Raw genomic sequence first — 21,591 nt, forward strand, 5'->3', positions numbered from 1 at the left:
GCCCTCCTTACAGTACGATGTCTTTGGGCTTGGTCTTGCGCAGCCAGCCGGCGACCCACATGCGGGTCAGGGTAACGGCGGTGAAGACGCTGGTGAACAGGCCGATGATCAGCACCACGGCAAAGCCGCGGATCGGACCCGAACCGAACAGGAACAGGAGCACACCGGCGATGAAGTTGGTGATGTTGGCGTCGTAGATCGCGCGGCTGGCTTCGTGATAGCCGTTCTCCACCGCGGCGATGACCCGGCGCCCGCGTTTGCGTTCCTCGCGGATGCGTTCGTTGATCAGCACGTTGGCGTCGACCGCCGCACCGATAGTCAGCACGAAGCCCGCGATGCCCGGCAGCGTCAGCGTGGTGTTGAGCGCGGCCATGATGCCCAGCAGCATCGCCACGTTGATCCCCAGCGCCGCGGTCGCATAAACGCCGAAGCGGCCATAGCTGACGATCATCAGCGCGATGACGAGCAACGAACCGACACCCAGTGCCAGCATGCCGCGCTTGATCGAATCGGCGCCCAGATCGGGCCCGACGGTGCGTTCCTCGATCACGGCGAGATCGACCGGCAGCGCACCCGACCGCAGCGAGATCGCCAGCTGGTTCGCGGTCTCGACCGAGAAGCTGCCCGAAATCTGCGCGGAGCCGCCGCGAATGGGTTCGTTGATATTGGGCGCGGACAGCACCTTGTCGTCGAGGATAATGGCGAAGGGCTTGCCGACATTGTCGGTGGTCAGCTTGGCGAAGCGGCGTCCACCGTCGCTGTCGAACTGGATATTGACAACCGGTTCGTTGGTCTGCGGATCGAAGCTCTGCTGCGCCCCGGTCAGATTGTCGCCGCGAATACCGCCGAGCCGGCGGACCGCCAGCGAAGTGCCCGCGAAATCGGAGGTATCGACATAAGGGAAGATTTCCGATCCCGGCGGGGCGAGGCCCTGTTGCACATCGCTGGGCAGCGCGTTCTGGTCGACGAGCTTGAATTCGAGCTTGGCGGTCTGGCCGAGCAGCGTCTTGAGCTGGTCGGGATCCTGCAGGCCGGGCACCTGCACCACGATCCGCGTATCGCCCTGGCGGATGATCGTCGGTTCGCGCGTGCCCAGTTCGTCGATCCGCTTGCGGACCACTTCGGTGGCGCTTTCCATCGCATCGCTGACAGCCTGGTCGGTGCCTTCCTGCGTGGGGGTGAGGACCATGCGGTTGCCGTCCTCGACCGCCATGTCCCATTCGCGCACCAGCCCGGTGCCGTTCATCGCGGGAAGCAGCAGTTCGCGGGCGCGGTCCACCTGGCCGGGATCGTCGAGCATGAAGCTGAGCCGGCCGTCGCGAGTGGAAACGTCGCCGATGCGGATTCGCGGATCGGCGCTGCGCATGGTGTTGCGCACGTTTTCTTCCATGTTCTCGAGCCGCTGCGCAGCGACCTGCGCGGCATCCGCTTCAAGCAGGATATGGCTCCCGCCGGCGAGATCGAGGCCGAGATTGACCATCGGCTGCGGCAGGGCATCGGGCCAGCGGATGCTGGTGGCCGACAGCAGCGAGGGCAGCGCGGCAAAGACGCACAGGCCGGCGATCAGCCATAGCCAGATCTTACGCCAGGTGGGGAAATCGAGCATGAAGTGGTGCGCCCCGTCCTAGTCGTTTGCGGCAGGCTTGTCGCGCGACGACAGCACTTCGCCGATCGTGTTGCGCACCGCCTTGACGGTCATGCCCTTGGTCAGTTCGACATGGACGTAGTGGTCCTCGACCTTGGTGATCTTGCCGACCAGTCCGCCGGCCGTAACCACTTCGTCGCCCTTGGCGAGACCCGCGACGCGTTCGCGGTGCTGCTTCTGCTGGCGCATCTGCGGGCGCAGGATGAGGAACCACAGGATCAGCAGCATGCCCAGCGGCAGGACCCAGCCCGTCCATGCGGGCGGCTCGGCTGCGGCGCTACCGGCGGCGGCGAGAAGATCGATCATCGATGAAATACCTGTCGGAAATTGGCGTTGTGTCGAATTCGCAATTGGAGCGCGCGGGCGCCGTGTTCAAGCCGCCTGCACCACCCTTCTTGCGAAAGTGCGGCGCGGTTAGCAGCAATGCGATGCCGGGGCAACGAATTGCCTGCGAACTGTGCTTGCCATGCTCAAACACCCGCCCTATAGGGCCGCCTCCACTGGTTTCGGGATGTAGCGCAGCCTGGTAGCGCACCATACTGGGGGTGTGGGGGTCGCTGGTTCGAATCCAGTCATCCCGACCAGTGGACTTCCCTCATATCGCAGCAGCCATGACGATCCGCGCGGTCCCGCGCCGACGTTCGCGTTTTCCTACACGAACCAATCTGGTTATTCGATTCGGTCTCGCCAACCGGAGACACCCCATGCCGCTCATCGAATCGCTTATCGGCCCGCTTGCCTCGATCATCGACAAGGTGATCCCCGACAAGGACGCACGGGCCCGGGCGAAGCTCGAACTGCTTGCGCTCGAAGGCACGCAGGAGTTGAAGCAGATCGAGGCGCGCCTGTCCGCCATCGTCGCCGAAGCGCAAAGCAGTGACCCCTGGACCAGCCGCGCCCGCCCAAGCTTTCTTTACGTCATGTACGCGCTGATCCTGTTCAGCATGCCGATGGGCGTGATCGCCGCTTTCGACCCCATCACTGCGCGCGCCATCGGCGAAGGCATGACCCGCTACCTCGCCGCGCTTCCCGAAGCACTCTACGCACTCTTCGGCACCGGCTACCTCGGCTACACCGCGGCGCGCCAATGGGGTAAGGTCAAGGGCGTGGATCAGTAGGTCTCACGGAGAGAGCGTTCTCAGCCCGCGTCGGCTTTCTGGCGCCAAGGCAGGCGCCCTTCGATTTCCGTCTCGAGACTGAAGCTCAGGAAGGTTCGGATCAAAACGATTCCCGCCAGGACGGCAACGCTTTCCAATGTCGGTTCGATGGCGACCGTGTTGATGATGTCGGCCGCGACAAGGAATTCGAGCCCCAGCAGGATGGCCCGGCCGAGGCTGGATCGCAATTTCTGCACGGCCTCGTTGCGGTCGAACCCGCTGACCAGCCGGTAAATGGACAGGGCCAATGTGGCGAAGCCGCCGATCGTAATAATGGCGATCCCGGTCAGCTCGATGATCCGGGTGGCGTGATTGGCAATTTCGATCGCGAGAGTGTCTAGCATGCGCGGGACCTCCTTTCCCCTGACACAAGACCCTCGAACGGCCAGTGCTGTTCCAAAAACCTCGCTCAATACGCGAAGCATCGCGGCCCTTCCGCGGCCTGCCGATTGCCGCTAACCCCTTCCCCATGACCGACACCGTCTTCGTCCTGAACGGCCCCAATCTCAACCTGCTCGGCACGCGCGAGCCCGAGATCTACGGCTCCGATACGCTCGCCGATATCGAGGCGATGCTTGGCGGGAAGGCGCGCGAGCTCGGCCTCGAGATCGACTTTCGCCAGACCAATCACGAAGGCGTGCTGGTCGACTGGCTGCACGAGGCGCGCAGCACCGGAGCGAAGGCGGTGCTGCTCAACGCCGCGGCCTATACGCACACTTCGGTCGCGCTGCTCGATGCGATCAAGGCGATCGGGGTGCCGGTGATCGAAGTGCACCTGTCCGACCCCGCGACACGCGAGGGTTTCCGCCATCTTTCCTATGTCGGCATGGCCGCAGTTGACGAGGTGAAAGGCCTAGGAGCGCGCGGCTATGCCGTAGCGTTGGAGAAAGCCGCCGCGCTCTAATTTGCGCCCTCACCCCTTGCCCAAACGCCGCGCGGGTAGCATAGGCGGCGCAAACAATACGCAAGGGGTTCCATGGCCGATCGTAAAGGCAGCACCGGCAAGTCCGGTATGAATGTCGACACCGCTCTCGTTCGCGAGCTCGCCGAAATGCTGGGCGACACCGGACTGACCGAAATCGAAGTCGAAGATGGCGAACGCAAGATCCGCGTTGCGCGCGGCGGCGTGGCGATGGCTGCGGCACCGGCCGCGGCGCCCGCCCCTGCGGCAGCGCCGGCCCCGAGCGCCGCGGCGCCGACGCCCGAGACATCCGCTGCCGACATCGATACCGCCGGCGCGGTCAAGTCGCCGATGGTCGGCACGGTCTACCTCGCATCCGAACCCGGCGCGGCGAATTTCGTCAAGCCGGGGGACAGCGTGAGCGAAGGGCAGACGCTGCTGATCGTCGAGGCGATGAAGGTGATGAACCCGATCACCGCCGACAAGGCCGGGACGGTCAAGTCGATCCTGGTCGAGAACGCCCAGCCGGTCGAATTCGACCAGCCGCTCGTCGTCATCGGCTGAGCGCGCCCGTGAGTATCTCCCGCATCCTGATCGCCAATCGCGGCGAAATCGCGCTGCGCATCCACCGCGCCGCCCATGAAATGGGTATCGAGACGGTGGCGGTGCATTCCACCGCCGATGCCGATGCCATGCACGTGCGACTGGCCGACCACGCGGTCTGCATCGGCCCGCCCAGCGCGACCGACAGCTATCTCAACGTGGCCAACATCATTTCGGCGGCCGAAGTCAGCCATGCCGACGCGATCCATCCCGGCTACGGCTTCCTGTCCGAAAACGCCAAGTTCGCCGAGATCGTCGAAGCGCACGACATCGCCTGGATCGGCCCCAAGCCCGAACATATCCGCACGATGGGCGACAAGGTCGCCGCCAAGCGGACCGCGGGCGCGCTGGGCCTGCCGCTCGTTCCCGGGAGCGACGGCGCAGTCAGCGAGATCGGCGAAGCCCGCGCGATCGCCGCCGAAATCGGCTACCCCGTCATCATCAAGGCTGCCAGCGGCGGCGGCGGGCGCGGGATGAAGGTCTGCGAAAGCGAAGACCAGCTCGAAACGCTGATGCAGCAGGCCGGCAACGAGGCGAAAGCAGCCTTCGGCGATGCCACCGTCTATATCGAGAAATACCTCGGCAACCCGCGCCATATCGAGTTCCAGGTATTCGGCGATGGCAAGGGCAACGCCATCCACCTGGGCGAGCGCGACTGTTCGCTCCAGCGGCGCCACCAGAAGGTGCTCGAGGAAGCCCCCTCCCCCGTGCTGGGCGAGGAAGACCGCATGCGGATGGGCGAGGTCTGCTCGAAGGCGATGCGCGACATGGGCTATCGCGGTGCCGGCACGATCGAATTCCTGTGGGAAAACGGCGAGTTCTATTTCATCGAGATGAACACCCGCCTGCAGGTCGAACACCCGGTCACCGAAATGATTACCGGGATCGACCTGGTCCGCGAACAGATCCGTATCGCAGCGGGCAAGCCGCTGTCGGTCACGCAGGACGAAGTCGAGTTCAAGGGCCACGCGATCGAATGCCGGATCAACGCCGAAGACCCGTTCGATTTCACGCCCAGCCCCGGCAAGATCACCTATTACCACGCGGCCGGCGGGATGCATGTCCGGGTCGATAGCGGGCTGTACGCCGGCTATTCGATCCCGCCCTATTACGACAGCATGATCGCCAAGCTGATCGTCTACGGCCGCGACCGCGAACGCTGCATGATGCGGCTCAAGCGCGCGCTCGAGGAAATGGTGGTCGAAGGCGTGAAGACGAGCATTCCGCTGCACCAGGAACTGCTCCAGCAGGACGATGTGAAGAGCGGCAACTACTCGATCAAATGGCTCGAGGAATGGCTCAAGACGCGCGAGGCCTAACAGAAGTTCGGCCAGTTCCGGTACGATCGGCAGGTTCGCGACTGCTCGGTGGGTTCAGCGCCTAGGTTTCGTCGCTCATGGCCGCAAATCGTGCGACCAGCGCCCGTACCTCGTCGTGATCGCACGGGGTGATCCGAAACCGCTTCCCGGCCACCGTGCGGATGTGCAGTTGCATCGCACCGAACCGCGATTCCGCACGGATGTGGCGAACTTCGTCCCAGCCCAGCGGATCCTTCCTGATAGAGGGGTGAAACCGCAATCCCTCGTCATTGGCCAGCACCGCGGTTTCATCGATCCATCGACGGGCCATCTGACCGAGGTTGTAGGTGACCGCCGCGGCGAAGAGCACCAGCGGTATGCTGATGCCCTGCCAACGCAATTGGGCGAGATACGCAATCACCTCGCTGCCCCGGGCCGAGGACGGTTCCACTTCGATTGCCGGGATCAGCGCGATCAGCGCCACGGAGATCGCGCCTACAGCCCCTGCCAGCATCACGATGGCCAGGTATCCGCCGGAGAACCGAACTCTGGTTGGTGGCACGCGGCGACGTCCGTCAGTTGAATTTGAAACCCGCCGCCTCGGCCTCGGCGATCACCTCGGCGCCGGTCTGGCGGGGGTGGTCGCCTTCGATGCGGCACCAGTCGGCGCGTTCGTCGACGAAAATTTCCTTCTCGATCGCATGTTTGGCAGCGGCATCGAACAGGCCCGCGGAGAAACTGCGGCCCCCCGTCGGCAGGAAGCGGAACCACAGATTGCTGCCGCAATGCGCGCAGAAAGCGCGTTCGGCCCATTCGCTCGAGCGGTAGATGGTGGCACTGCCCTCGCCCGAGATGCGGACGGATTCGCCGGTCTGCGCGCTGTAGAACGAACCCGCCCAGCGGCGGCACATGTCACACTGGCAGATCTCGATATGCTGCGCCGGATTGTCGAGCGCGATGGTGACCGCGCCGCACAGGCAATGGCCCTCGATCCGCGCGGCACCGCTCACAGCGGGACGCCGGGCTCGAGCTTGCTGGTGCGGATGGTGAGCGAGGTTTTCACGCTTTCGACATTGGGTGCCGGGGTCAGCTTGCTGGTCAGGAACTCCTGGAAGCTCTGCAGATCTTCGCTGACGATCTTGATGATGAAGTCGATTTCACCGTTGAGCATGTGCACTTCGCGCACTTCGGGCAGGTCGCGCATCGCCACTTCGAATTCGCGCAGCGCGTCTTCGGCCTGGCTCTTGAGGCTGACCATCGCGAAGACGGTGATCGAGAAGCCCAGCTTGGACGGATCGAGCTCGGCATGGTAGCCGCGGATCACGCCCTCTTCTTCCAGCGCGCGGACACGCCGCAGGCATGGCGGGGCCGTCAACCCGACCCGGTGTGCCAGTTCGACATTGGTGATTCGCCCTTCGGACTGGAGTTCCCCCAGCAGCCGCCGGTCGATATCGTCGAGATTGGCCATACTCATTGCCCCTGCTACCCTTACGCCGCGATGTGGCATCGCGAAACTTCCACGAAATGTTAACAACGCGACACAGGCGTCTTGGCTAACATTATTAGTCTTGCCAGCAATTGTCCCGCTTTGCAACGCGCTGGCAACTTTCCGTTCATTGTAAGTTTTACAGCGGTAGAAACCCTGGCCTGCGATGGGGTAACTGTCGCAAACCCTCGCCACCCCCGGAGAATCCATGCATTTCGACGATCGCCTTGCCACTGTGCTGCGCCACCGCGCCGCCGGCGAGCGCGCGGCGAAGACGCAGTTCCGGCAGTTGCTCGACCTGCTGGGTGAACGGCCGCAGGGTGGCGGCGACTCCGCGCTCAAGGCGGCGGCCTATCTCCGGCTGATCGCGTTGACCGACATGATCCCGACCGGAGAACGCGCCGCGATCGTGGGCGAAAACGGCTGGCGGTTCCGCAATCCCGAACTGGTTCGCTGGTTCGGCGAGGCGCATCCCGCGATCGCCGCGGCGGCTTTGCAGCGCGCCGATCTCACGGGCGAGGAATGGGCCGGGATCATTCCCACGCTGCCGATCCGGACGCGCGGCTTCCTGCGGCATCGCCGCGACCTGCCGTCGGCTGCCGTGCGCGTGCTCGACCGGCTGGGTGTATCCGACCGCGCGCTGCCGATGCCGAAGACCGTGGCTGCGAAAGAGCCCGCAGCACTGCCCGCGAAAGCCGAGGGGCCCGCGGACACCGGCGCTGGCATGCATGGTCCCGCGCCCTTCACGCTGCGTACGGCGCAGGCGCAGGCGCAGGCGCAGTCGCCGGACCCCGCGCCACCCCCGACCGAAGCGGCCGAGCCCACCAGGCCCGTCGAACCCGAAGGGCCGCCGGTCGCCCCCGAACTTGCCGAGCCTGTCGGTCCTGTCGATCCCGTGCCTGCTTCCGCCGCGCAGGATCCCGACAAGTCCGACGGCATTCGCGCGCTGGTCGAACGGATCGAAACCTTTCGCAAGGCGCGTGCGCCGCGCACCGCCCCAGGCGATGCGCCGACCCTGCCGATGGCCGAGCTCGAGCAGCCGGTTGCCCGCAAACCGATCGATTCCTTCAATTTCGGGACCAATTCCGAGGGCCGGATCGACTGGGCCGAACCCGCGATTGCCCCGCTGGTGGTCGGGATCGACCTATCGCAGCGCCGCGCCCATGCGCCGCTGGGCGGCGATTTCGCCGCCGGTTTCGCCAATCGCCAGCCGCTGCGCGACATGCCGATCACGCTGCGCGGGGCCGAGGCGATCGAGGGAGACTGGATCGTCGATGCCGCGCCGCGCTTCACCCGCGGCGACGGGCGCTTCCATGGCTATGTCGGTCGCTTCCGCCGCGCGATTGCGGCGGTCGACGACCGCGCCCAGCGCGGTGCCGACCGACTGCGCCAGCTGCTCCACGAACTGCGCACGCCGGTCAATGCGATGCAGGGCTATGCCGAAGTCATCCAGCAGCAGGTGTTCGGCCCGACCCCGCATGAGTACCGCGCGCTGGCCGCCTCGATCGCGGGCGACTCGGCGCGCATCCTCGCGGGTTTCGACGAGCTCGACCGGCTGGCGCGGCTCGAGACCGGCGCGCTCGATCTCGAGGCGGGCGAAAGCGATTTCGCCGCCATCGTCCGTGCCCAGGTCGATCAGTTGCAGAGCGTCCTCAGCCCGCGCGTGTCCCGCTTCGAAGCAGAGCTTGCCGCCGATACCGCACCATTGGCGCTGGCCCGCGAGGAAGCCGAGATGCTCGGCTGGCGCGTGCTGGCAACAATGGCCGGCGCAACCGCTGCGGGCGAACATGTCGCGCTGGCGATGGTGCAGGATGGCGAACAGGTCGCGCTGCGGATCGCCTTGCCCGCCAAGCTGGCCAAGGCCGAGGATATCTTCTCTTCCGATGTCCGCGCAGGCGGCAGCACGCTGAGTTCGGGCATATTCGGCGCCGGTTTCTCGCTCCGCCTCGCCCGCGCCGAAACGCGCGCCGCGGGCGGCGAACTGGCGCGCGAGGGCGATGCGCTGGTCCTCAGCCTGCCGCTCTTGACCGCTGCCGAGCCGCTGCCTAGCCCTGTCGATGCGCCCGATCGCGCCGCCGGCTAGGACACGCCCACCATCGCACATGCCAACCTCCTCGACCCGCCCGTACCCTCGCAGCAGGTCCGGTTTACCGAAGGGTTCGGTCAGCGGTCGCTGCTGACGGTCGACACCGAGGAGGAATTCGACTGGAATGCCCCTTTCCGTGCCGATGGCTATGGGCTGAGCCACGTCCGCGCGATTTCGGGTTTCCAGGAATTCTGCGAGGGGATCGGCGTGGTGCCGGTCTATCTGGTCGATTGGCCCATCGCCACCGACCCGCTCGCGCGCGAGATCATCGGCGATGCGGTCCGCGCGGGCACGGCCGAGGTGGGCGTGCAATTGCACCCGTGGGTCAATCCGCCGCATACCGAACAGGTCAACGCTCATCACAGCTATGCCGGCAACCTTCCGGTCGAACTGGAAGAGGCCAAGTTCCGCAAGCTGCGCGATACGATCGAGGAAGGCTTCGGCACGCTGCCGCGGATCTACCGCGCGGGCCGCTACGGGCTGGGCCCGCAGACCGCCAAGTTGCTCAGCGAAACCGGGATCGCCATCGATAGCTCGGTGCGCGCGCGTTACGACTATTCGGCGACGCAGGGGCCCGATTATGCCCGCCACCCGGTCACGCCCTACTGGACCGATCCCGACCACAAGCTGATCGAACTTCCGCTGACCACGGTGTTCTGGGGCCTGCTGCGCCAGCAGGGCGGCCACGTTTTCCCGCTCACGACGAGGTTCCCCCGGCTCGGCGGGGCGCTGTCCCGCCTCGGCCTGCTCGAGCGGATCGGCCTGACCCCCGAAGGCGTGAGCATGGACGAAGCGCTGCGCGCGATCGACATCGCCATCGACGACCAGTTGCCCGTGCTAGTGCTCAGCTTCCACAGCCCGTCGCTCGCCGCGGGGCACACCCCCTATGTCCGCACCGAGGCCGACCTCGATGCCCTCTACGACTGGTTTCGCGGGGTCTATGCCTATCTCGACACGCGCGGCGTGCGACCGACCACGGTCGAAGAAATCATGGCATCGGTCGACGCCTAGCGCTTGCCAGCCCATCGCCGCGCGGCTAGGCGCGCTGTTCCGCACGACGTGGCTGGGGGCCTGTAGCTCAGTTGGTTAGAGCTGGCCGCTCATAACGGCTAGGTCGCGGGTTCGAGTCCTGCCGGGCCCACCAAGCTCGGCGTCTTGCGGGAAAACCGGTCGGGGAGTGGCGCAGCCTGGTAGCGCACTTGTTTTGGGTACAAGGGGTCGCTGGTTCGAATCCAGTCTCCCCGACCAGTTTTTCATCGCCAGACGGCCCGGTGGCCGCTTCGGCCGGCCGAACGACCCGGCCCCGCGTGTGAGGAGCAAGGCCTGACACTCTCCGCACCATCGGCTGTCGATCCGCGGCTCATCTGGGCCATCGCGCTGCCCGCGATGGTGACCAATGTCGCCACGGCGCTGATCGGCGTGGGTGACATGTGGATCGTCGGGCAATTGGGCGATGCCCCGACTCAGGGCGCAGTCGATATCGGTGCCAAGCTGTTCGCCGCTCTATTCACCGTCATGAACTTCCTCAAGACCGGCACCACCGGCCTCGTCGCGCAGGCGGGCACGCGCGTGGGCCAGCACGCGCAGGCGCAGGTGCTGGTCAAGGGCGTGGTGGTCGGCCTCGCGATCGCGGCGATGCTGCTGCTGGCCAAGCCGGTGCTGCTGCCGCTGATGCTCGATGCGCTGGGTGCCGAAGCGCGTGTCCGCACGGCAGCCGTCCTCTATGCCGACATCCGCTACTGGAGCGCGCCGGCAGTGCTGGTGAATTTCGCGCTGATCGGCTTCCTCGTCGGGCGGCGGCGGATGCGCGAAGTGCTGGCGATCGAGATCTTCTACAATCTGCTCAACATCGCGCTGGGCCTGTGGCTGGCGCTGGGGCTGGACTGGAGCATCGCCGGGATTGGCTGGTCGAGCTTCATTGCCGAGTTCGCCAAGCTGGCGGCGACCGGCGCGCTGATCTGGTATCTGGCGGGGAATGATCTGTGCGCCGCGCTGGCAGACCGCGCGAACATTTCCCTGCGCGCGCTCGGGCCGTTCCTGGCAATCAACCGCGACCTCTTCCTGCGAACGGTGGTGCTGATGGTGGCGATCGCGATGCTGACCCGGCTGGGGGCGGAACGCGGCGCGGTGACGCTGGCGGCCAACGGCATCGTCTACCAATTGTTCGTGCTCGCCGCACTGCTGCTCGACGGGTTCGAGAACGCCGCCCAGGTACTCAATGGCGAGCGGGCGGGCGATGGCGACCGCGCCGGGTTTACCGCGCTGGTCCGGGCGATCCTGTGGCGCTGTCTCGGCGTGGCGATCCTTCTGTCGGCGGGATTTGCCGGGGCGGGCGGGACGATCACCGACAGTTTCGCGGCGACGCCCGCGGTCGCCGCCGAAGCGCGCACGCTGTGGCCGTGGATCGTGGCGATCCCGCTGGTGGGATTTTCCGGGTTCGTGCTCGACGGGGTGTTCGTAGGTGCCAGCTGGACGCGCGCACTGCTGCTGTCGATGGCGGGCGCCGCGCTGGGCTATGGCGTCATGCTGTGGCTGACATGGCCGCTGGGCAATCACGGGCTGTGGGCCAGCTTCATCGGCTTCCTGGTGCTGCGCGCCGGATTGCAGCTGGCGCTGATGCCGCGGTTGCTGCGCCGCGAAATGGCCTAGACGCGAGCGCGGCGCATGTCGGGGCCCTGCCGATGCGGTCCCATGGCAAGCAGCATCCCCTCATCCTGCGACACGATGCGGTTCCGGCCCGCCTGTTTCGCCCGATAGAGCGCCGCATCGGCGCGCGCGAACAGCCGGCCGTAACCTTCGTCGGGTTCCCACTGCGCAATGCCGAAACTGGCGGTCAGGCGGACACCGTCGGAAATGCCCTCGATCTGCATGTGTTCGAAGCGGGTCCGGATCCGCTCGGCGAGTTTGCGCGTCGGCCCGGCGGGGCAGTCCCACACGAACAGGCAGAATTCCTCGCCGCCGACCCGCCCGGCAATATCGGTCGACCGGATCGCCGAACGCAGCAAATCGCCGAAACCGGCAATCGCACTGTCACCGACCTGGTGCCCCCAGATATCGTTGACCCGCTTGAAGTGATCGATATCGGCTACGATCACGCTGATCGGGACATCCTCCTCCCGCGCGCGCTGCAGCATGGCGATCGCCTGCGTTTCGAAGGGGCCGCGCACTTTCAGACCCGTCAGCGTATCGCGCTCCGCATCGTCGCGCACCGCCTTGGTCTGATCGGTCAGCGCGGCCCCCAGCAGGATCAGGGCCATCAGGACCGCAGCCAGCGCGAGCCAGACGACCATCACGGCGTAGAACGGGGTCTCGCGGTATTCCACGGCGGTCATCTCGCCCTGGACCATGATCGCGACCAGCGGGCGGACGAAGAACTGGAAGGCGCCCATCGCGAGCAGGAAGAGGATCGCCTTGTCGAGCAGTTCACTGCCCGCCTTGCGGGCGATCGCCTGCGTTCCCAGCGCAAGGATCAGCCCATAGCTGGCGTTCGCGGCGTAGAGCCGCGCGTTGTAATCCGCCCCGAAGCTCGCCCCCACCATCATGACGAGGCCAAGCCCCGCGATAAACGCGTAGAGGCGGTGCGGGATCAGCTGGCCGTAGCGCGTGCCGATACCCCAGACCATGGCGATGGTGCCCAGGGAATAGAACAGGTGCATCGCCACGACCGCCGGGATGCCGTTGGGATCGGGCGTAAGGTGGAAGATGAAAAAACCAGCCGCGCTTGCGAAATAGCTTACGGATATGATCGCGATCCAGCTGGCGCCGGGTTCGCGGCGCCACAATATCAGGAAGGCGATACCGAACACCATGTTGAGCATGGGGTTCGCCAACGCGAGAATATTCTCCGACATGCTACACCTCGACCCTTCACCCCTTGCTTAGGTGATAACAGTTAAAGGTGGTTAAAGAATACCGCTTTTACTGGTGGATACCGCGTATGACACCAGCGATGACATGGACCGGCCGCGCCGGAAACTGCGGTCAGGCGTTGGCTTCGTGCCGCTTGTCGGCCAGTTCGGCAATGGATGTCACGACCCCGCGCTTCTTGCCCTCGCCGTCGCGCACGATGCAGTTGCGACCATTTTCCTTGGCCGCATAGAGCGCCCCATCGGTGCGTGCGAACAGCTTGCCATAACCTTCACCCTCGCCGCGTCCGGCAACGCCGAAACTGGCGGTCAGGCGCTGGTCGCCGGGCAATCCTTCGATCTGCGCCTGCGCGAACTTGCGGCGAATGCGTTCGGCCAGCGAGACCGCGGCCTGTTCATCGCAGTTCCACGCGAGGATGCAGAATTCCTCGCCGCCGATGCGCCCGGCAATATCGGTTTCGCGAATGGTCCCGCGAACGATCTCGCCGAACTGGGCGATCGCCTTGTCACCGGCCTGGTGCCCCCAGACGTCGTTGACCGCCTTGAAGTGGTCGATATCGGCAACCACCAGCGACACGGGCGCGCATTCCTGGTTGGCCCGCTCGAGCAGCGTGACCACGCCCTGTTCGAAGGCCCGGCGCGTGCGCAGCTTGGTCAGGCCGTCCAGATCGGCCTGTTCGCGTACGGCCTTGATCTGGTCGTAGAGGCAGGCGCCGACCAGGACCATCGCGCTCATCAGCGCGATCAGCGCAAGCGACAGATTGAGGACCGAGTAATAGACCGACTGCCGGTAGACGCTGGCCGGGATCGACTGTTCGATCAGCAGCGTCAGGACCGGGCGGATCATGAACTGCGCGGCCAGAACCGAGTGCGCGGCAATGATCAGCTTGTCGATCGCTTCGTGCCGCGGACCGCCCAGCAGCGACATCAGGCACACGAGATACATCGCGCCATAGCCGACATTGACGATGATCAGCCGCGAGGAAATATCCGGGCTGGTCAGCACCGCCACCGCCAGCGTGGCCGCCGACAGGCCGTAGATAACCAGCAGCACCCCGAGATAGGGCGGCTGTCCGGCGCGCTTGGTTAGCGCCCAGATCGCGGTCGCCGTGCTAAGCGAATAGAAGAACTGGGTGATGTGGAAGACGTAGGGGGAGCCCGTGTCGAACAGGTGGGTCGTCCCGAAACCGATCGCGAACAGCAGATAGGCCGACGCGAAGCCGAGCACGTAATTGCCCATCTTCCCGCGCCACCACATGATGAGGAAGACCGCGAAGAACACGATCGACATCGTCGGGGTGATCATGCCCATAATCTGTTCGCGCATGGACTGTCCCTACCCTTCCTGCCGGCATTTTAGGGGCGCCCTGTTAATAGAACGTATAAGGGAATACCCCAATCGGCGCTCCCATCGTGTTTCGCGGTTGAAAAGTCCAGCCGCCAATCGACCGGGGCTGCGCCAGTTGCCGCGGTTCGCCCGCACCCGCCGCATATGGCATTCCCCATGCTTGCCCCGTGGCGTCGGTGCGACTATCTGCGCGGCAAAGCTTGCGGGACGCCCGTGCCCGTCATCCCAAACCGATCCGAAGGACCCCGCCCATGGCCGCCCAGTACGCATTCGTCATGAAGGACATGACCAAGACCTTCCCCGGCGCTTCCAAGCCGGTGCTCAGCAACATCAGCCTGCAGTTCTACCAGGGCGCGAAAATCGGCATCGTCGGTCCCAACGGGGCGGGCAAGTCGACGCTGATCAAGATCATGGCGGGGATCGACACCGATTTCACCGGCGAGGCATGGCCGGGCGAGAACATCACCGTCGGCTATCTCGAACAGGAGCCCGAACTCGACGAGAGCAAGACCGTGCTCGAAAACGTCAAGGACGGCGCACGCGAGATCGCCGACAAGGTCGATCGTTTCAACGCCATCAGCGCGGAAATGGGCGATCCGCAGGAGGACACCGATTTCGATGCCCTGATGGAAGAGATGGGCACGCTGCAGGAGCAGATCGACGCGGTCGACGGCTGGACGCTCGACAACCAGCTCGAAGTCGCGATGGAAGCGCTGCGCTGTCCGCCGGGCGACTGGGCGGTGACCGACCTGTCGGGCGGTGAAAAGCGCCGCGTGGCGCTGACCCGCCTGCTGATCCAGAAGCCGTCGATCCTGCTGCTCGACGAACCGACCAACCACCTCGACGCGGAAAGCGTCCAGTGGCTGGAAAACCATCTCAAGGAATATGCGGGCGCGGTGCTGATGATCACCCACGATCGCTACTTCCTCGACAATGTAGTGGAATGGATCCTCGAGCTCGATCGCGGGTCGTACTATCCCTACGAAGGCAATTACTCGACCTATCTCGAGAAGAAGGCCAAGCGTCTCGAGCAGGAAAGCCGCGAGGAAAGCGGGCGCTCCAAGGCGCTGTCGCGCGAACTCGAATGGATCCGGCAGACGCCCAGCGCGCGCCAGACCAAGTCGAAGGCGCGTATCCGCAAGTTCGAGGAACTGCAGGAGGGCCAGAAGGACCGCAAGCCGGGCAAGGCGCAGATCGTCATCCAGGTCCCCGAACGGCTCGGCGGCAAGGTGATCGAGGCCAAGAACATTTCCAAGGCCTATGGCGACAAGCTGCTCTTCGAAAACCTGTCCTTCATGCTGCCCCCGGGCGGCATCGTCGGCGTGATCGGTCCCAACGGCGCGGGCAAGTCGACGCTGTTCAAGATCCTCACCGGCAAGGAAGAACCCGACAGCGGCACGGTGGAAATCGGTTCGACCGTCCATCTCGGCTATGTCGACCAGAGCCGCGACCATCTCAATCCGAAGAACAACGTCTGGGAGGAAATCTCCGACGGGCTGGATTACATGAAGGTCAACGGCCACGACACCAGCACGCGCGCCTATGTCGGCGCATTCAACTTCAAGGGGGCCGACCAGCAGAAGAACGTCGGCAAGCTGTCGGGCGGTGAACGCAACCGCGTCCACATGGCCAAGATGCTCAAGGAGGGCGGCAACGTCCTGCTGCTCGACGAACCGACCAACGACCTCGACGTCGAAACGCTCGCCGCGCTCGAGGAAGCGATCGAGAATTTCGCCGGCTGTGCGGTGGTCATCAGCCATGACCGCTTCTTCCTCGACCGGCTGGCGACGCATATCCTCGCATTCGAGGGCGACAGCCATGTCGAATGGTTCGAAGGCAATTTCGAAGCCTATGAAGAAGACAAGCGCCGCCGCCTCGGCGATGCGGCGGATCGTCCCACGCGCCTGGCGTACAAGAAGCTGACCCGGTAACCACCGGCCCCCGTCATCCCGGGCCGCGGCACGCAGGTGCTCCGCGGCCCGGTCGGACCTTTCCCCATCGCGCGCACGGCTGCGCGCCAAGTTTGCGCTGTCCCGTGGGCGCTCCGGGCCGACTGCGTTTGACTAGTGCAGGCCGAGTTGCGACAATCGCGGGCAAGGCGCCCTGCAATGGGCGCGTCCCCGCGCGGCGCATCGCCGCCGCCACACCAAATCTCGAAAAGGACAGTCATGACAACTCCCAACAACGGCGACACCGTATCGATCGACTACGTGCTGCGCAGAGGCGACGGCGAAGTCGTCGGCACGACCGAGGAAATGGGTCCGCAGGACATCGAACTGGGCAGCGGGCAGATCTTCCCGCAGATCGAACAGGCGCTGACCGGCATGGAAGTGGGCGACGAAGAAACCGTCGAAATCGCTTCGGACAGCGCTTTCGGGCCCCGCCGCGACGAACTGGTGATCGACATTCCGCGTGAAAACCTGCCGCCCGAGCCCGCCCCGCAGCCGGGCATGGCCATGCAGGCCCAGTCGCCCGACGGCCAGCCGCTGACGCTCTATATCGTCGAAGTCGGCGAACAGACGGTCAAGGCCGACGGCAATCATCCGCTGGCAGGCGAGGACATCAGCTTCGCGATCACGCTGCGTGACATCAAGCAGGCGGCCTGACAATGACTTGGCGGGCGGGCGGCACGTATCGCGGATCACCCGCGGCGTGACGGCCGCCCGCCGCCTCATCGCACGCGGACGCGTCCAGGGCGTGTTCTACCGCGACTGGACGGTCGAGACCGCTGCCGCGCTGGGCCTCGCCGGCTGGGTCAGGAACCTGCCCGACGGCACCGTCGAAGCGCATGTAGAAGGGCCGCAGGCCGCGGTCGACCAGATGATCGCCGCCATGCATGACGGCCCGCCGCGCGCCGCACCCGACACTGTCGACGCAGAGCAGACAAGCGCGCAGGGATACGATCGCTTCGAACGGCGCTGACAGACGCCGCTAGGGCGATATCCACTGGCCATCGCCGGCAGTCAGCACTGCACGCCGGTGCCCGGTATGCGCCAGGCTGAACCAGTCCGCCTGATCCACCTGAACCAGCAGCACGGCGAAGTTTTCGCGCGCGACCTGCACTTCGTCGTCGGTCGGCTCGACGCCTTCGAAGCGCTCCGGCAATCCCGAAGTGGGATGATCCGCCGCCACGCCCGGTCCCTCCCCAAGATAGCATCTCCGCGCGAAATTGTTGCTCTGCGACCAGGCTGCATCGGCAACCAGCCCGGTCCGTTCGATGCGGCCGGTGCCGCGAAGCCGCAACTGGATCTTCGCCTGCCTGTCATAGGCGAGAACCCCGATGCGAGGATCGGCTTCGATGACCGCAACCTTGGGCGACCGGACATCGGTATGGAACCGCAGCAACCAGCTGTCCGCATCGAATGCGCGCAGTACCATCACCCGCGCATCGGCATCGGCCGTCGCCACGACGGGGCTGTGCATCGCCGATCTGCGGTCGTTGGCCGCGGCCGAAAGACGTGCGGCGATATCGGTGCGGACTTCATCGAGCGTGTCGTACATGTCCATGGCAATGCCGGTATCGAACGATCGTGCCAAGTGTCAGTGCGTTCATGTTTTGCCAACTAAACATGAACAACAACCTGACCAACCGGTTCAGTTTCGCGTCAGGCCGTTGTGATACAAAGTGCGACATCGGTGCCGCAGGTGGTGGAGCGGCTTCAAACGCAAGCATGAGGACAAGCTCCATGAACCTGACCAAGCTGATGAAAGGCACGGCCCTGAGCGCGCTTGCCGCGGCGATGGCCATCACTGCCCTGCCCGCCCCGGCGGAAGCACAATCGCGCGAACGCGGCGAACGGGCCCAACGCGACCGCGGCGATCGGAGTGAAGCGCGTCAACAGCGTGCCGCACGCGAGCGCATGCGCCAAATGGATGCCCGCGAATTCCGCAACGTGCGCAGCGAACGGCGATCGGTTCAAGTCGATCGCGGCGACAACCGCGCCGACATCCGGCGTGCACGAACGGAAAGCCGGCGCGGGGAAGCGCAACGCGCAGAACGCGCCGCAGCCCAGCGCCGCCAGGCAGAGCGACAGGAACGCAGCCAGCAGCGCCAGCGTGTGCAGCGCGACGCCGCACGTGATGCCCAGCGTGCGCAGCAACGGCGCGAGGCACGCCGCGATGTCAGTGCGCGTCAGAACGCCTATCGCAGCGAACGGCGCCGCGACGCGCGCGAGGATCGTCAGCTCAGGCAGGAGCGTTACCGCGCCGAACGCCGCCGGGATGCACGCCAGGAACGCCGGTACAGGCAGGATGTGCAGCGCAGCGCGCGTCAGGATGCCCGCCGCGCACGCTATTACGACGGCCGCCGCTGGCACAGCTACAATCGCTGGGACCAGCGCCGGTGGCGCAACAACCACCGCTACGACTGGCAGCGGTACCGTCTGGGCAACCGCAGCATCTTCCGGCTCGGCCGCTATTACGCGCCTTATCGCGACTACCGCTATCGCCGGCTGAGCATCGGGGCACGCATCGGTAACCTGTTCTTCGGCAGCCGTTACTGGATCAACGATCCCGGTCGCTACCGCCTGCCCGCCGTCTACGGACCCTATCGCTGGGTGCGCTACTACGACGACGTGTTGCTGGTCGATATCTACAGCGGCGAGGTCGTCGACGTCATCCACGACTTCTTCTGGTAAGCCATACCGCCAGCCAGCTTTCGAGAGTGGGCTGGACGGTGACAGAGCCCCCGCCAAGCGATTGGCGGGGGCTTTTTCGTCCCTAGCCCAGGACAGAAAGCCGGTTTGTCAGGCCCGGCCGAAGGGCAGCATGCGGAAGATACCCCCGCTACGGTCGACAAAAGTGTGCTTGAGCGCGCCGAGGACATGCAGGACGATCAGCGCCAGAAAGACCGTCCCGCCCAGCGCATGGGCATCGAAGATGCGGCCCGCCAGGTCACCGTTCTCGCGCACCGGCAGCGGCGGAATGGTGAACAGGCCGAACATCTCGATATCGCGGCCGCTGAGCGAATTTGCCAGCCAGCCGCCCAGCGGCAAGCCGATCAGCAGGACGTAGAAAACGACATGGACCGTGCGCGCCAGTGCGGCTTCCCAGCCGCTGATCGTGGCTGGAAGCGGCGGTACCGGATGCGTAAACCGCCACAACAAGCGACCCAGGGTCAATACGAGGATCATGATCCCGACGGCCTTGTGATAACCGAACATCTCGATCTTCGCCGGCATGTCCAGCGCTTCGGCGCGTTCGGCGATCTGCCAGTTCGCGATCACGAGGACCGCGATAACCCAATGAAACACCATGGCCCCGGTCGAATAGCGGCGCGCATTCGTATCGCTCATCATTCCTGCTCCTGCTTTGACCCGGCCCGATCCTAGCGTGCACATGCCGTGCGACAAGCGCCTTACTTGAAGCCTCCGGCACGGTTGCTAACAGGAGCGCATGAGCAAGACTGCGAGTGTTCCCGATCAGGATGCCCTCAAGCGCGTCGGTGCGCGGGTGCGCCAGCGCCTCGAGAGCGATCCGCAAGCCTACAAGGTGCCCACCGACGCGGCCGAGATCTACGCCATCGGCGATTTCCTGTCCGGCGAGGAATGCCGCCGGCTGACGCATATGATCGATGCTGTCGCCCGGCCGAGCGAGCTGCACGAAACCGCCTATGTCGCCAAGTTCCGCACATCCTATTCGGGCAATTTCGACCCTCACGATCCCTTCATCAAAGCGATTTCGCGCCGCATCGACGATGTGCTTGGTCTGCCGGCCAATGTCGGCGAGAACATCCAGGGCCAGCGCTATCTGCCCGGGCAGGAATTCAAGCCGCACAACGACTGGTTCTATACCGACCAGGAATACTGGAAACTCGAACGCAAGCGCGGCGGGCAGCGCTGCTGGACCGCGATGGCCTTTCTCAACGAAGTCGAAGAAGGCGGGCACACACATTTCGTCGAGATCGGCGCCTCGATCGAGCCCAAACCCGGCGTGCTGCTGGTGTGGAACAATGCCACCGTTGAAGGGGTGCCCAACGAATACACGCTGCATGCGGGCACACCCGTGATCAGGGGGCAGAAATACGTGCTGACCAAGTGGTACCGCACGCGCAAGCACAGCTGACCCGGTCAGTTCGCCTTGCGCGAACGCGTAGGCACGCGGATAACTGCCTTCAGCCCTTCGGGCTCGAAACGCACGTCCACGCTGCCGCCGAGACCGCGAATGACCCCGTCGATCAGCCGCGTACCCGAACCGGTGCCCTTGATCTCGGGCTCATGCGCCAATGTGCCGGCACCTTTTTCGCGGCGTTCGATCCACTCGACCACCAGCATGTCGCGGCTGACCTGCCATTCGATATGGACCTTGCCGTCCTCATGCGAAAGCGAACCGTATTTAAGCGCATTGGTCGCCAGTTCGTGCATGGTCAGCCCGATCGGGGTGACATGCTGACGAGGTAACCGGGTCGGTTCACCGCCGAGTTCGATCCGGTCGGCATAGGCGTTGCGGTATGGCCGCATCACGGATTCGACCAGGGTAAGCAGATCGGTCTGATCGTGCTCGAGCGCCTCGCTCGACAGCGAGGCGCGGTGCGCCCCGGCCAATGCCTCGATCCGCCGCTCGACTTTCCCGGCGAGCTCGGCGACATCGCTCGAACCGCGCGCGGACAGGCGGACGATCGCGGTCAGCACGGCGAACAGATTGTCGGTGCGATGCCGCAGTTCCTTGGCCACCCGCTCGCCTTCGACGATCGTCTCGCGCGCGGCGAGCAGCTCGGTGATGTCCCATTGCGACCCGAAGAAATAGGCGAGTTCGCCCTGTTCGTCGTAGATCGGCCCGACATGCACCGCGTTCCAGAAGGCCGTGCCATCCTTGCGGTAATTGAGGACGTCGACGACGGTATATTCCGCCGTGCGCATCGCGTCGCCCAGCCGCTTCGTCGCCGACTGCCTGGTCGCGGGGCCCTGCAGGAAGCGGCAGTTGCGGCCGATGACCTCGTCGCGGGCATAGCCGGTCAGGTCGAGAAAGGCCTGATTGCAATACACGATCGGGCAATCGTCTTGGTACGGATCGGCAATGCACAGCGCCATCCGCGTCTGTTCGGTGGTCTGGAGGAATAGCTGCGACGAGCCGATCTTGAGATCGGCAAGCTGGCCGACGATCTGCGCGTTATGCGCAGCCTCGTCGATGGTATCATCCAGGGGGCCGGCGCCCTTATTTTCGGTGTCCTCTGAGTCCATGGCCCGCCCCATGGTGTGTCCCC

General features: G+C 65.1%; 23 protein-coding genes and 3 tRNA genes. 15 read left to right on the top strand and 11 right to left on the bottom strand.

Features of this window, described 5'->3' with window-relative positions; translation table 11 throughout:
• Window positions 1-7: 7 nt before the first annotated feature.
• A complete protein-coding gene (gene secD / locus GRI55_RS10605) occupies window positions 8-1,606 on the bottom strand; it encodes a protein translocase subunit SecD (protein WP_160767145.1) in 1,599 nt (532 codons plus the stop codon).
• Between the two features lie 18 nt (window positions 1,607-1,624).
• Window positions 1,625-1,951 carry a preprotein translocase subunit YajC gene (gene yajC, locus GRI55_RS10610; protein ID WP_050600083.1) on the bottom strand — a complete coding sequence of 109 codons (327 nt, stop codon included), beginning with the start codon at window positions 1,949-1,951 and terminating at the stop codon, window positions 1,625-1,627.
• Between the two features lie 201 nt (window positions 1,952-2,152).
• Here yajC and GRI55_RS10615 point away from each other — a divergent pair.
• Together GRI55_RS10615 and GRI55_RS10620 are read left to right on the top strand one after the other, a co-directional pair.
• Window positions 2,153-2,229 (top strand) — tRNA-Pro (locus tag GRI55_RS10615).
• Between the two features lie 120 nt (window positions 2,230-2,349).
• A complete protein-coding gene (locus GRI55_RS10620; protein ID WP_160767146.1) occupies window positions 2,350-2,763 on the top strand; it encodes a holin family protein in 414 nt (137 codons plus the stop codon).
• 20 nt (window positions 2,764-2,783) lie between these two features.
• Here GRI55_RS10620 and GRI55_RS10625 read toward each other — a convergent pair whose 3' ends face one another.
• Window positions 2,784-3,146 (bottom strand): DUF1622 domain-containing protein, encoded by a 363-nt coding sequence (locus tag GRI55_RS10625; protein WP_160767147.1) that lies wholly within the window; start codon window positions 3,144-3,146, stop codon window positions 2,784-2,786.
• Between the two features lie 125 nt (window positions 3,147-3,271).
• Here GRI55_RS10625 and GRI55_RS10630 point away from each other — a divergent pair, with 125 nt between their 5' ends.
• The 3 genes from GRI55_RS10630 (at window position 3,272) to accC (ending at window position 5,625) form a co-directional block, all read left to right on the top strand.
• Window positions 3,272-3,706 carry a type II 3-dehydroquinate dehydratase gene (locus tag GRI55_RS10630; RefSeq protein ID WP_160767148.1) on the top strand — a complete coding sequence of 145 codons (435 nt, stop codon included), beginning with the start codon at window positions 3,272-3,274 and terminating at the stop codon, window positions 3,704-3,706.
• A gap of 72 nt (window positions 3,707-3,778) precedes the next feature.
• On the top strand, window positions 3,779-4,267 hold the full coding sequence (accB, locus tag GRI55_RS10635; protein ID WP_063535154.1) for an acetyl-CoA carboxylase biotin carboxyl carrier protein: 489 nt from the start codon (window positions 3,779-3,781) through the stop codon (window positions 4,265-4,267).
• Window positions 4,268-4,275: 8 nt separating this feature from the next.
• The gene (gene accC, locus GRI55_RS10640) at window positions 4,276-5,625 is read left to right on the top strand and encodes an acetyl-CoA carboxylase biotin carboxylase subunit (RefSeq protein WP_160767149.1); all 1,350 of its coding nucleotides are present in this window, start codon (window positions 4,276-4,278) and stop codon (window positions 5,623-5,625) included.
• 61 nt (window positions 5,626-5,686) lie between these two features.
• Here accC and GRI55_RS10645 read toward each other — a convergent pair whose 3' ends face one another.
• Genes GRI55_RS10645 through GRI55_RS10655 form a run of 3 tightly spaced genes read right to left on the bottom strand, consistent with a single transcriptional unit; the run spans window position 5,687 to window position 7,072 of the window.
• A complete protein-coding gene (locus GRI55_RS10645; protein WP_160767150.1) occupies window positions 5,687-6,166 on the bottom strand; it encodes a hypothetical protein in 480 nt (159 codons plus the stop codon).
• A gap of 13 nt (window positions 6,167-6,179) precedes the next feature.
• Window positions 6,180-6,614, bottom strand: a complete 435-nt coding sequence (locus tag GRI55_RS10650; protein WP_307019173.1) for a GFA family protein — start codon at window positions 6,612-6,614, stop codon at window positions 6,180-6,182.
• Complete coding sequence (locus GRI55_RS10655) at window positions 6,611-7,072, bottom strand: Lrp/AsnC family transcriptional regulator (protein ID WP_050599282.1); 462 nt, start codon at window positions 7,070-7,072, stop codon at window positions 6,611-6,613. Before GRI55_RS10655 ends, GRI55_RS10650 begins: the two co-directional genes overlap by 4 nt.
• Window positions 7,073-7,298: 226 nt before the next feature.
• Between GRI55_RS10655 and GRI55_RS10660 the strand changes: the two genes are divergently transcribed.
• From GRI55_RS10660 to GRI55_RS10680, 5 genes are all read left to right on the top strand, one after another.
• Window positions 7,299-9,173 (top strand): histidine kinase dimerization/phospho-acceptor domain-containing protein, encoded by a 1,875-nt coding sequence (locus GRI55_RS10660; RefSeq protein WP_160767151.1) that lies wholly within the window; start codon window positions 7,299-7,301, stop codon window positions 9,171-9,173.
• Between the two features lie 210 nt (window positions 9,174-9,383).
• A complete protein-coding gene (locus tag GRI55_RS10665) occupies window positions 9,384-10,187 on the top strand; it encodes a polysaccharide deacetylase family protein (RefSeq protein WP_369814687.1) in 804 nt (267 codons plus the stop codon).
• A 56-nt stretch (window positions 10,188-10,243) separates the two neighbouring features.
• Window positions 10,244-10,320: transfer RNA gene (locus tag GRI55_RS10670), tRNA-Ile, on the top strand.
• Between the two features lie 27 nt (window positions 10,321-10,347).
• A tRNA-Pro gene (locus GRI55_RS10675) sits at window positions 10,348-10,424 on the top strand.
• Window positions 10,425-10,562: 138 nt separating this feature from the next.
• Window positions 10,563-11,825, top strand: coding sequence for an MATE family efflux transporter (locus GRI55_RS10680; RefSeq protein ID WP_160767152.1), 1,263 nt, complete (start codon window positions 10,563-10,565; stop codon window positions 11,823-11,825).
• On the opposite strand, the gene GRI55_RS10685 is transcribed toward GRI55_RS10680, so the two are convergent.
• Together GRI55_RS10685 and GRI55_RS10690 are read right to left on the bottom strand one after the other, a co-directional pair.
• On the bottom strand, window positions 11,822-13,027 hold the full coding sequence (locus GRI55_RS10685) for a GGDEF domain-containing protein (protein WP_160767153.1): 1,206 nt from the start codon (window positions 13,025-13,027) through the stop codon (window positions 11,822-11,824). The two genes, GRI55_RS10680 and GRI55_RS10685, sit on opposite strands and share 4 nt — an antisense overlap.
• A 130-nt stretch (window positions 13,028-13,157) precedes the next feature.
• Window positions 13,158-14,369, bottom strand: a complete 1,212-nt coding sequence (locus GRI55_RS10690) for a GGDEF domain-containing protein (RefSeq protein ID WP_050599287.1) — start codon at window positions 14,367-14,369, stop codon at window positions 13,158-13,160.
• Window positions 14,370-14,641: 272 nt separating this feature from the next.
• Between GRI55_RS10690 and ettA the strand changes: the two genes are divergently transcribed.
• The 3 genes from ettA (at window position 14,642) to GRI55_RS10705 (ending at window position 17,312) form a co-directional block, all read left to right on the top strand.
• Window positions 14,642-16,321: an energy-dependent translational throttle protein EttA gene (gene ettA / locus GRI55_RS10695; RefSeq protein ID WP_050599288.1), complete on the top strand. Its 1,680-nt coding sequence runs from the start codon at window positions 14,642-14,644 to the stop codon at window positions 16,319-16,321.
• A gap of 237 nt (window positions 16,322-16,558) precedes the next feature.
• Entirely contained in the window at window positions 16,559-16,996 is a 438-nt protein-coding gene (locus GRI55_RS10700) for an FKBP-type peptidyl-prolyl cis-trans isomerase (protein ID WP_050599289.1), read from the top strand.
• Window positions 16,997-17,042: 46 nt separating this feature from the next.
• The gene (locus GRI55_RS10705; protein ID WP_160767154.1) at window positions 17,043-17,312 is read left to right on the top strand and encodes an acylphosphatase; all 270 of its coding nucleotides are present in this window, start codon (window positions 17,043-17,045) and stop codon (window positions 17,310-17,312) included.
• A gap of 9 nt (window positions 17,313-17,321) precedes the next feature.
• On the opposite strand, the gene GRI55_RS10710 is transcribed toward GRI55_RS10705, so the two are convergent.
• On the bottom strand, window positions 17,322-17,927 hold the full coding sequence (locus GRI55_RS10710) for a PNPOx family protein (RefSeq protein ID WP_237452496.1): 606 nt from the start codon (window positions 17,925-17,927) through the stop codon (window positions 17,322-17,324).
• A gap of 149 nt (window positions 17,928-18,076) precedes the next feature.
• Between GRI55_RS10710 and GRI55_RS10715 the strand changes: the two genes are divergently transcribed.
• Complete coding sequence (locus GRI55_RS10715; protein WP_202392469.1) at window positions 18,077-19,027, top strand: RcnB family protein; 951 nt, start codon at window positions 18,077-18,079, stop codon at window positions 19,025-19,027.
• 108 nt (window positions 19,028-19,135) lie between these two features.
• Here the strand turns inward: GRI55_RS10715 and GRI55_RS10720 are convergent, their stop codons facing one another.
• Window positions 19,136-19,684 carry a cytochrome b gene (locus tag GRI55_RS10720; RefSeq protein WP_237452497.1) on the bottom strand — a complete coding sequence of 183 codons (549 nt, stop codon included), beginning with the start codon at window positions 19,682-19,684 and terminating at the stop codon, window positions 19,136-19,138.
• A gap of 100 nt (window positions 19,685-19,784) precedes the next feature.
• Between GRI55_RS10720 and GRI55_RS10725 the strand changes: the two genes are divergently transcribed.
• Window positions 19,785-20,453, top strand: coding sequence for a prolyl hydroxylase family protein (locus GRI55_RS10725; protein WP_063512450.1), 669 nt, complete (start codon window positions 19,785-19,787; stop codon window positions 20,451-20,453).
• Window positions 20,454-20,458: 5 nt separating this feature from the next.
• Here GRI55_RS10725 and GRI55_RS10730 read toward each other — a convergent pair whose 3' ends face one another.
• Window positions 20,459-21,568 (bottom strand): PAS domain-containing protein, encoded by a 1,110-nt coding sequence (locus tag GRI55_RS10730; RefSeq protein ID WP_160767156.1) that lies wholly within the window; start codon window positions 21,566-21,568, stop codon window positions 20,459-20,461.
• Window positions 21,569-21,591 lie beyond the last annotated feature (23 nt).

Origin of the sequence: Qipengyuania citrea, from assembly GCF_009828015.1 — a bacterium.
In the GTDB taxonomy this organism is placed as follows: Bacteria; Pseudomonadota; Alphaproteobacteria; order Sphingomonadales; family Sphingomonadaceae; genus Qipengyuania; species Qipengyuania citrea.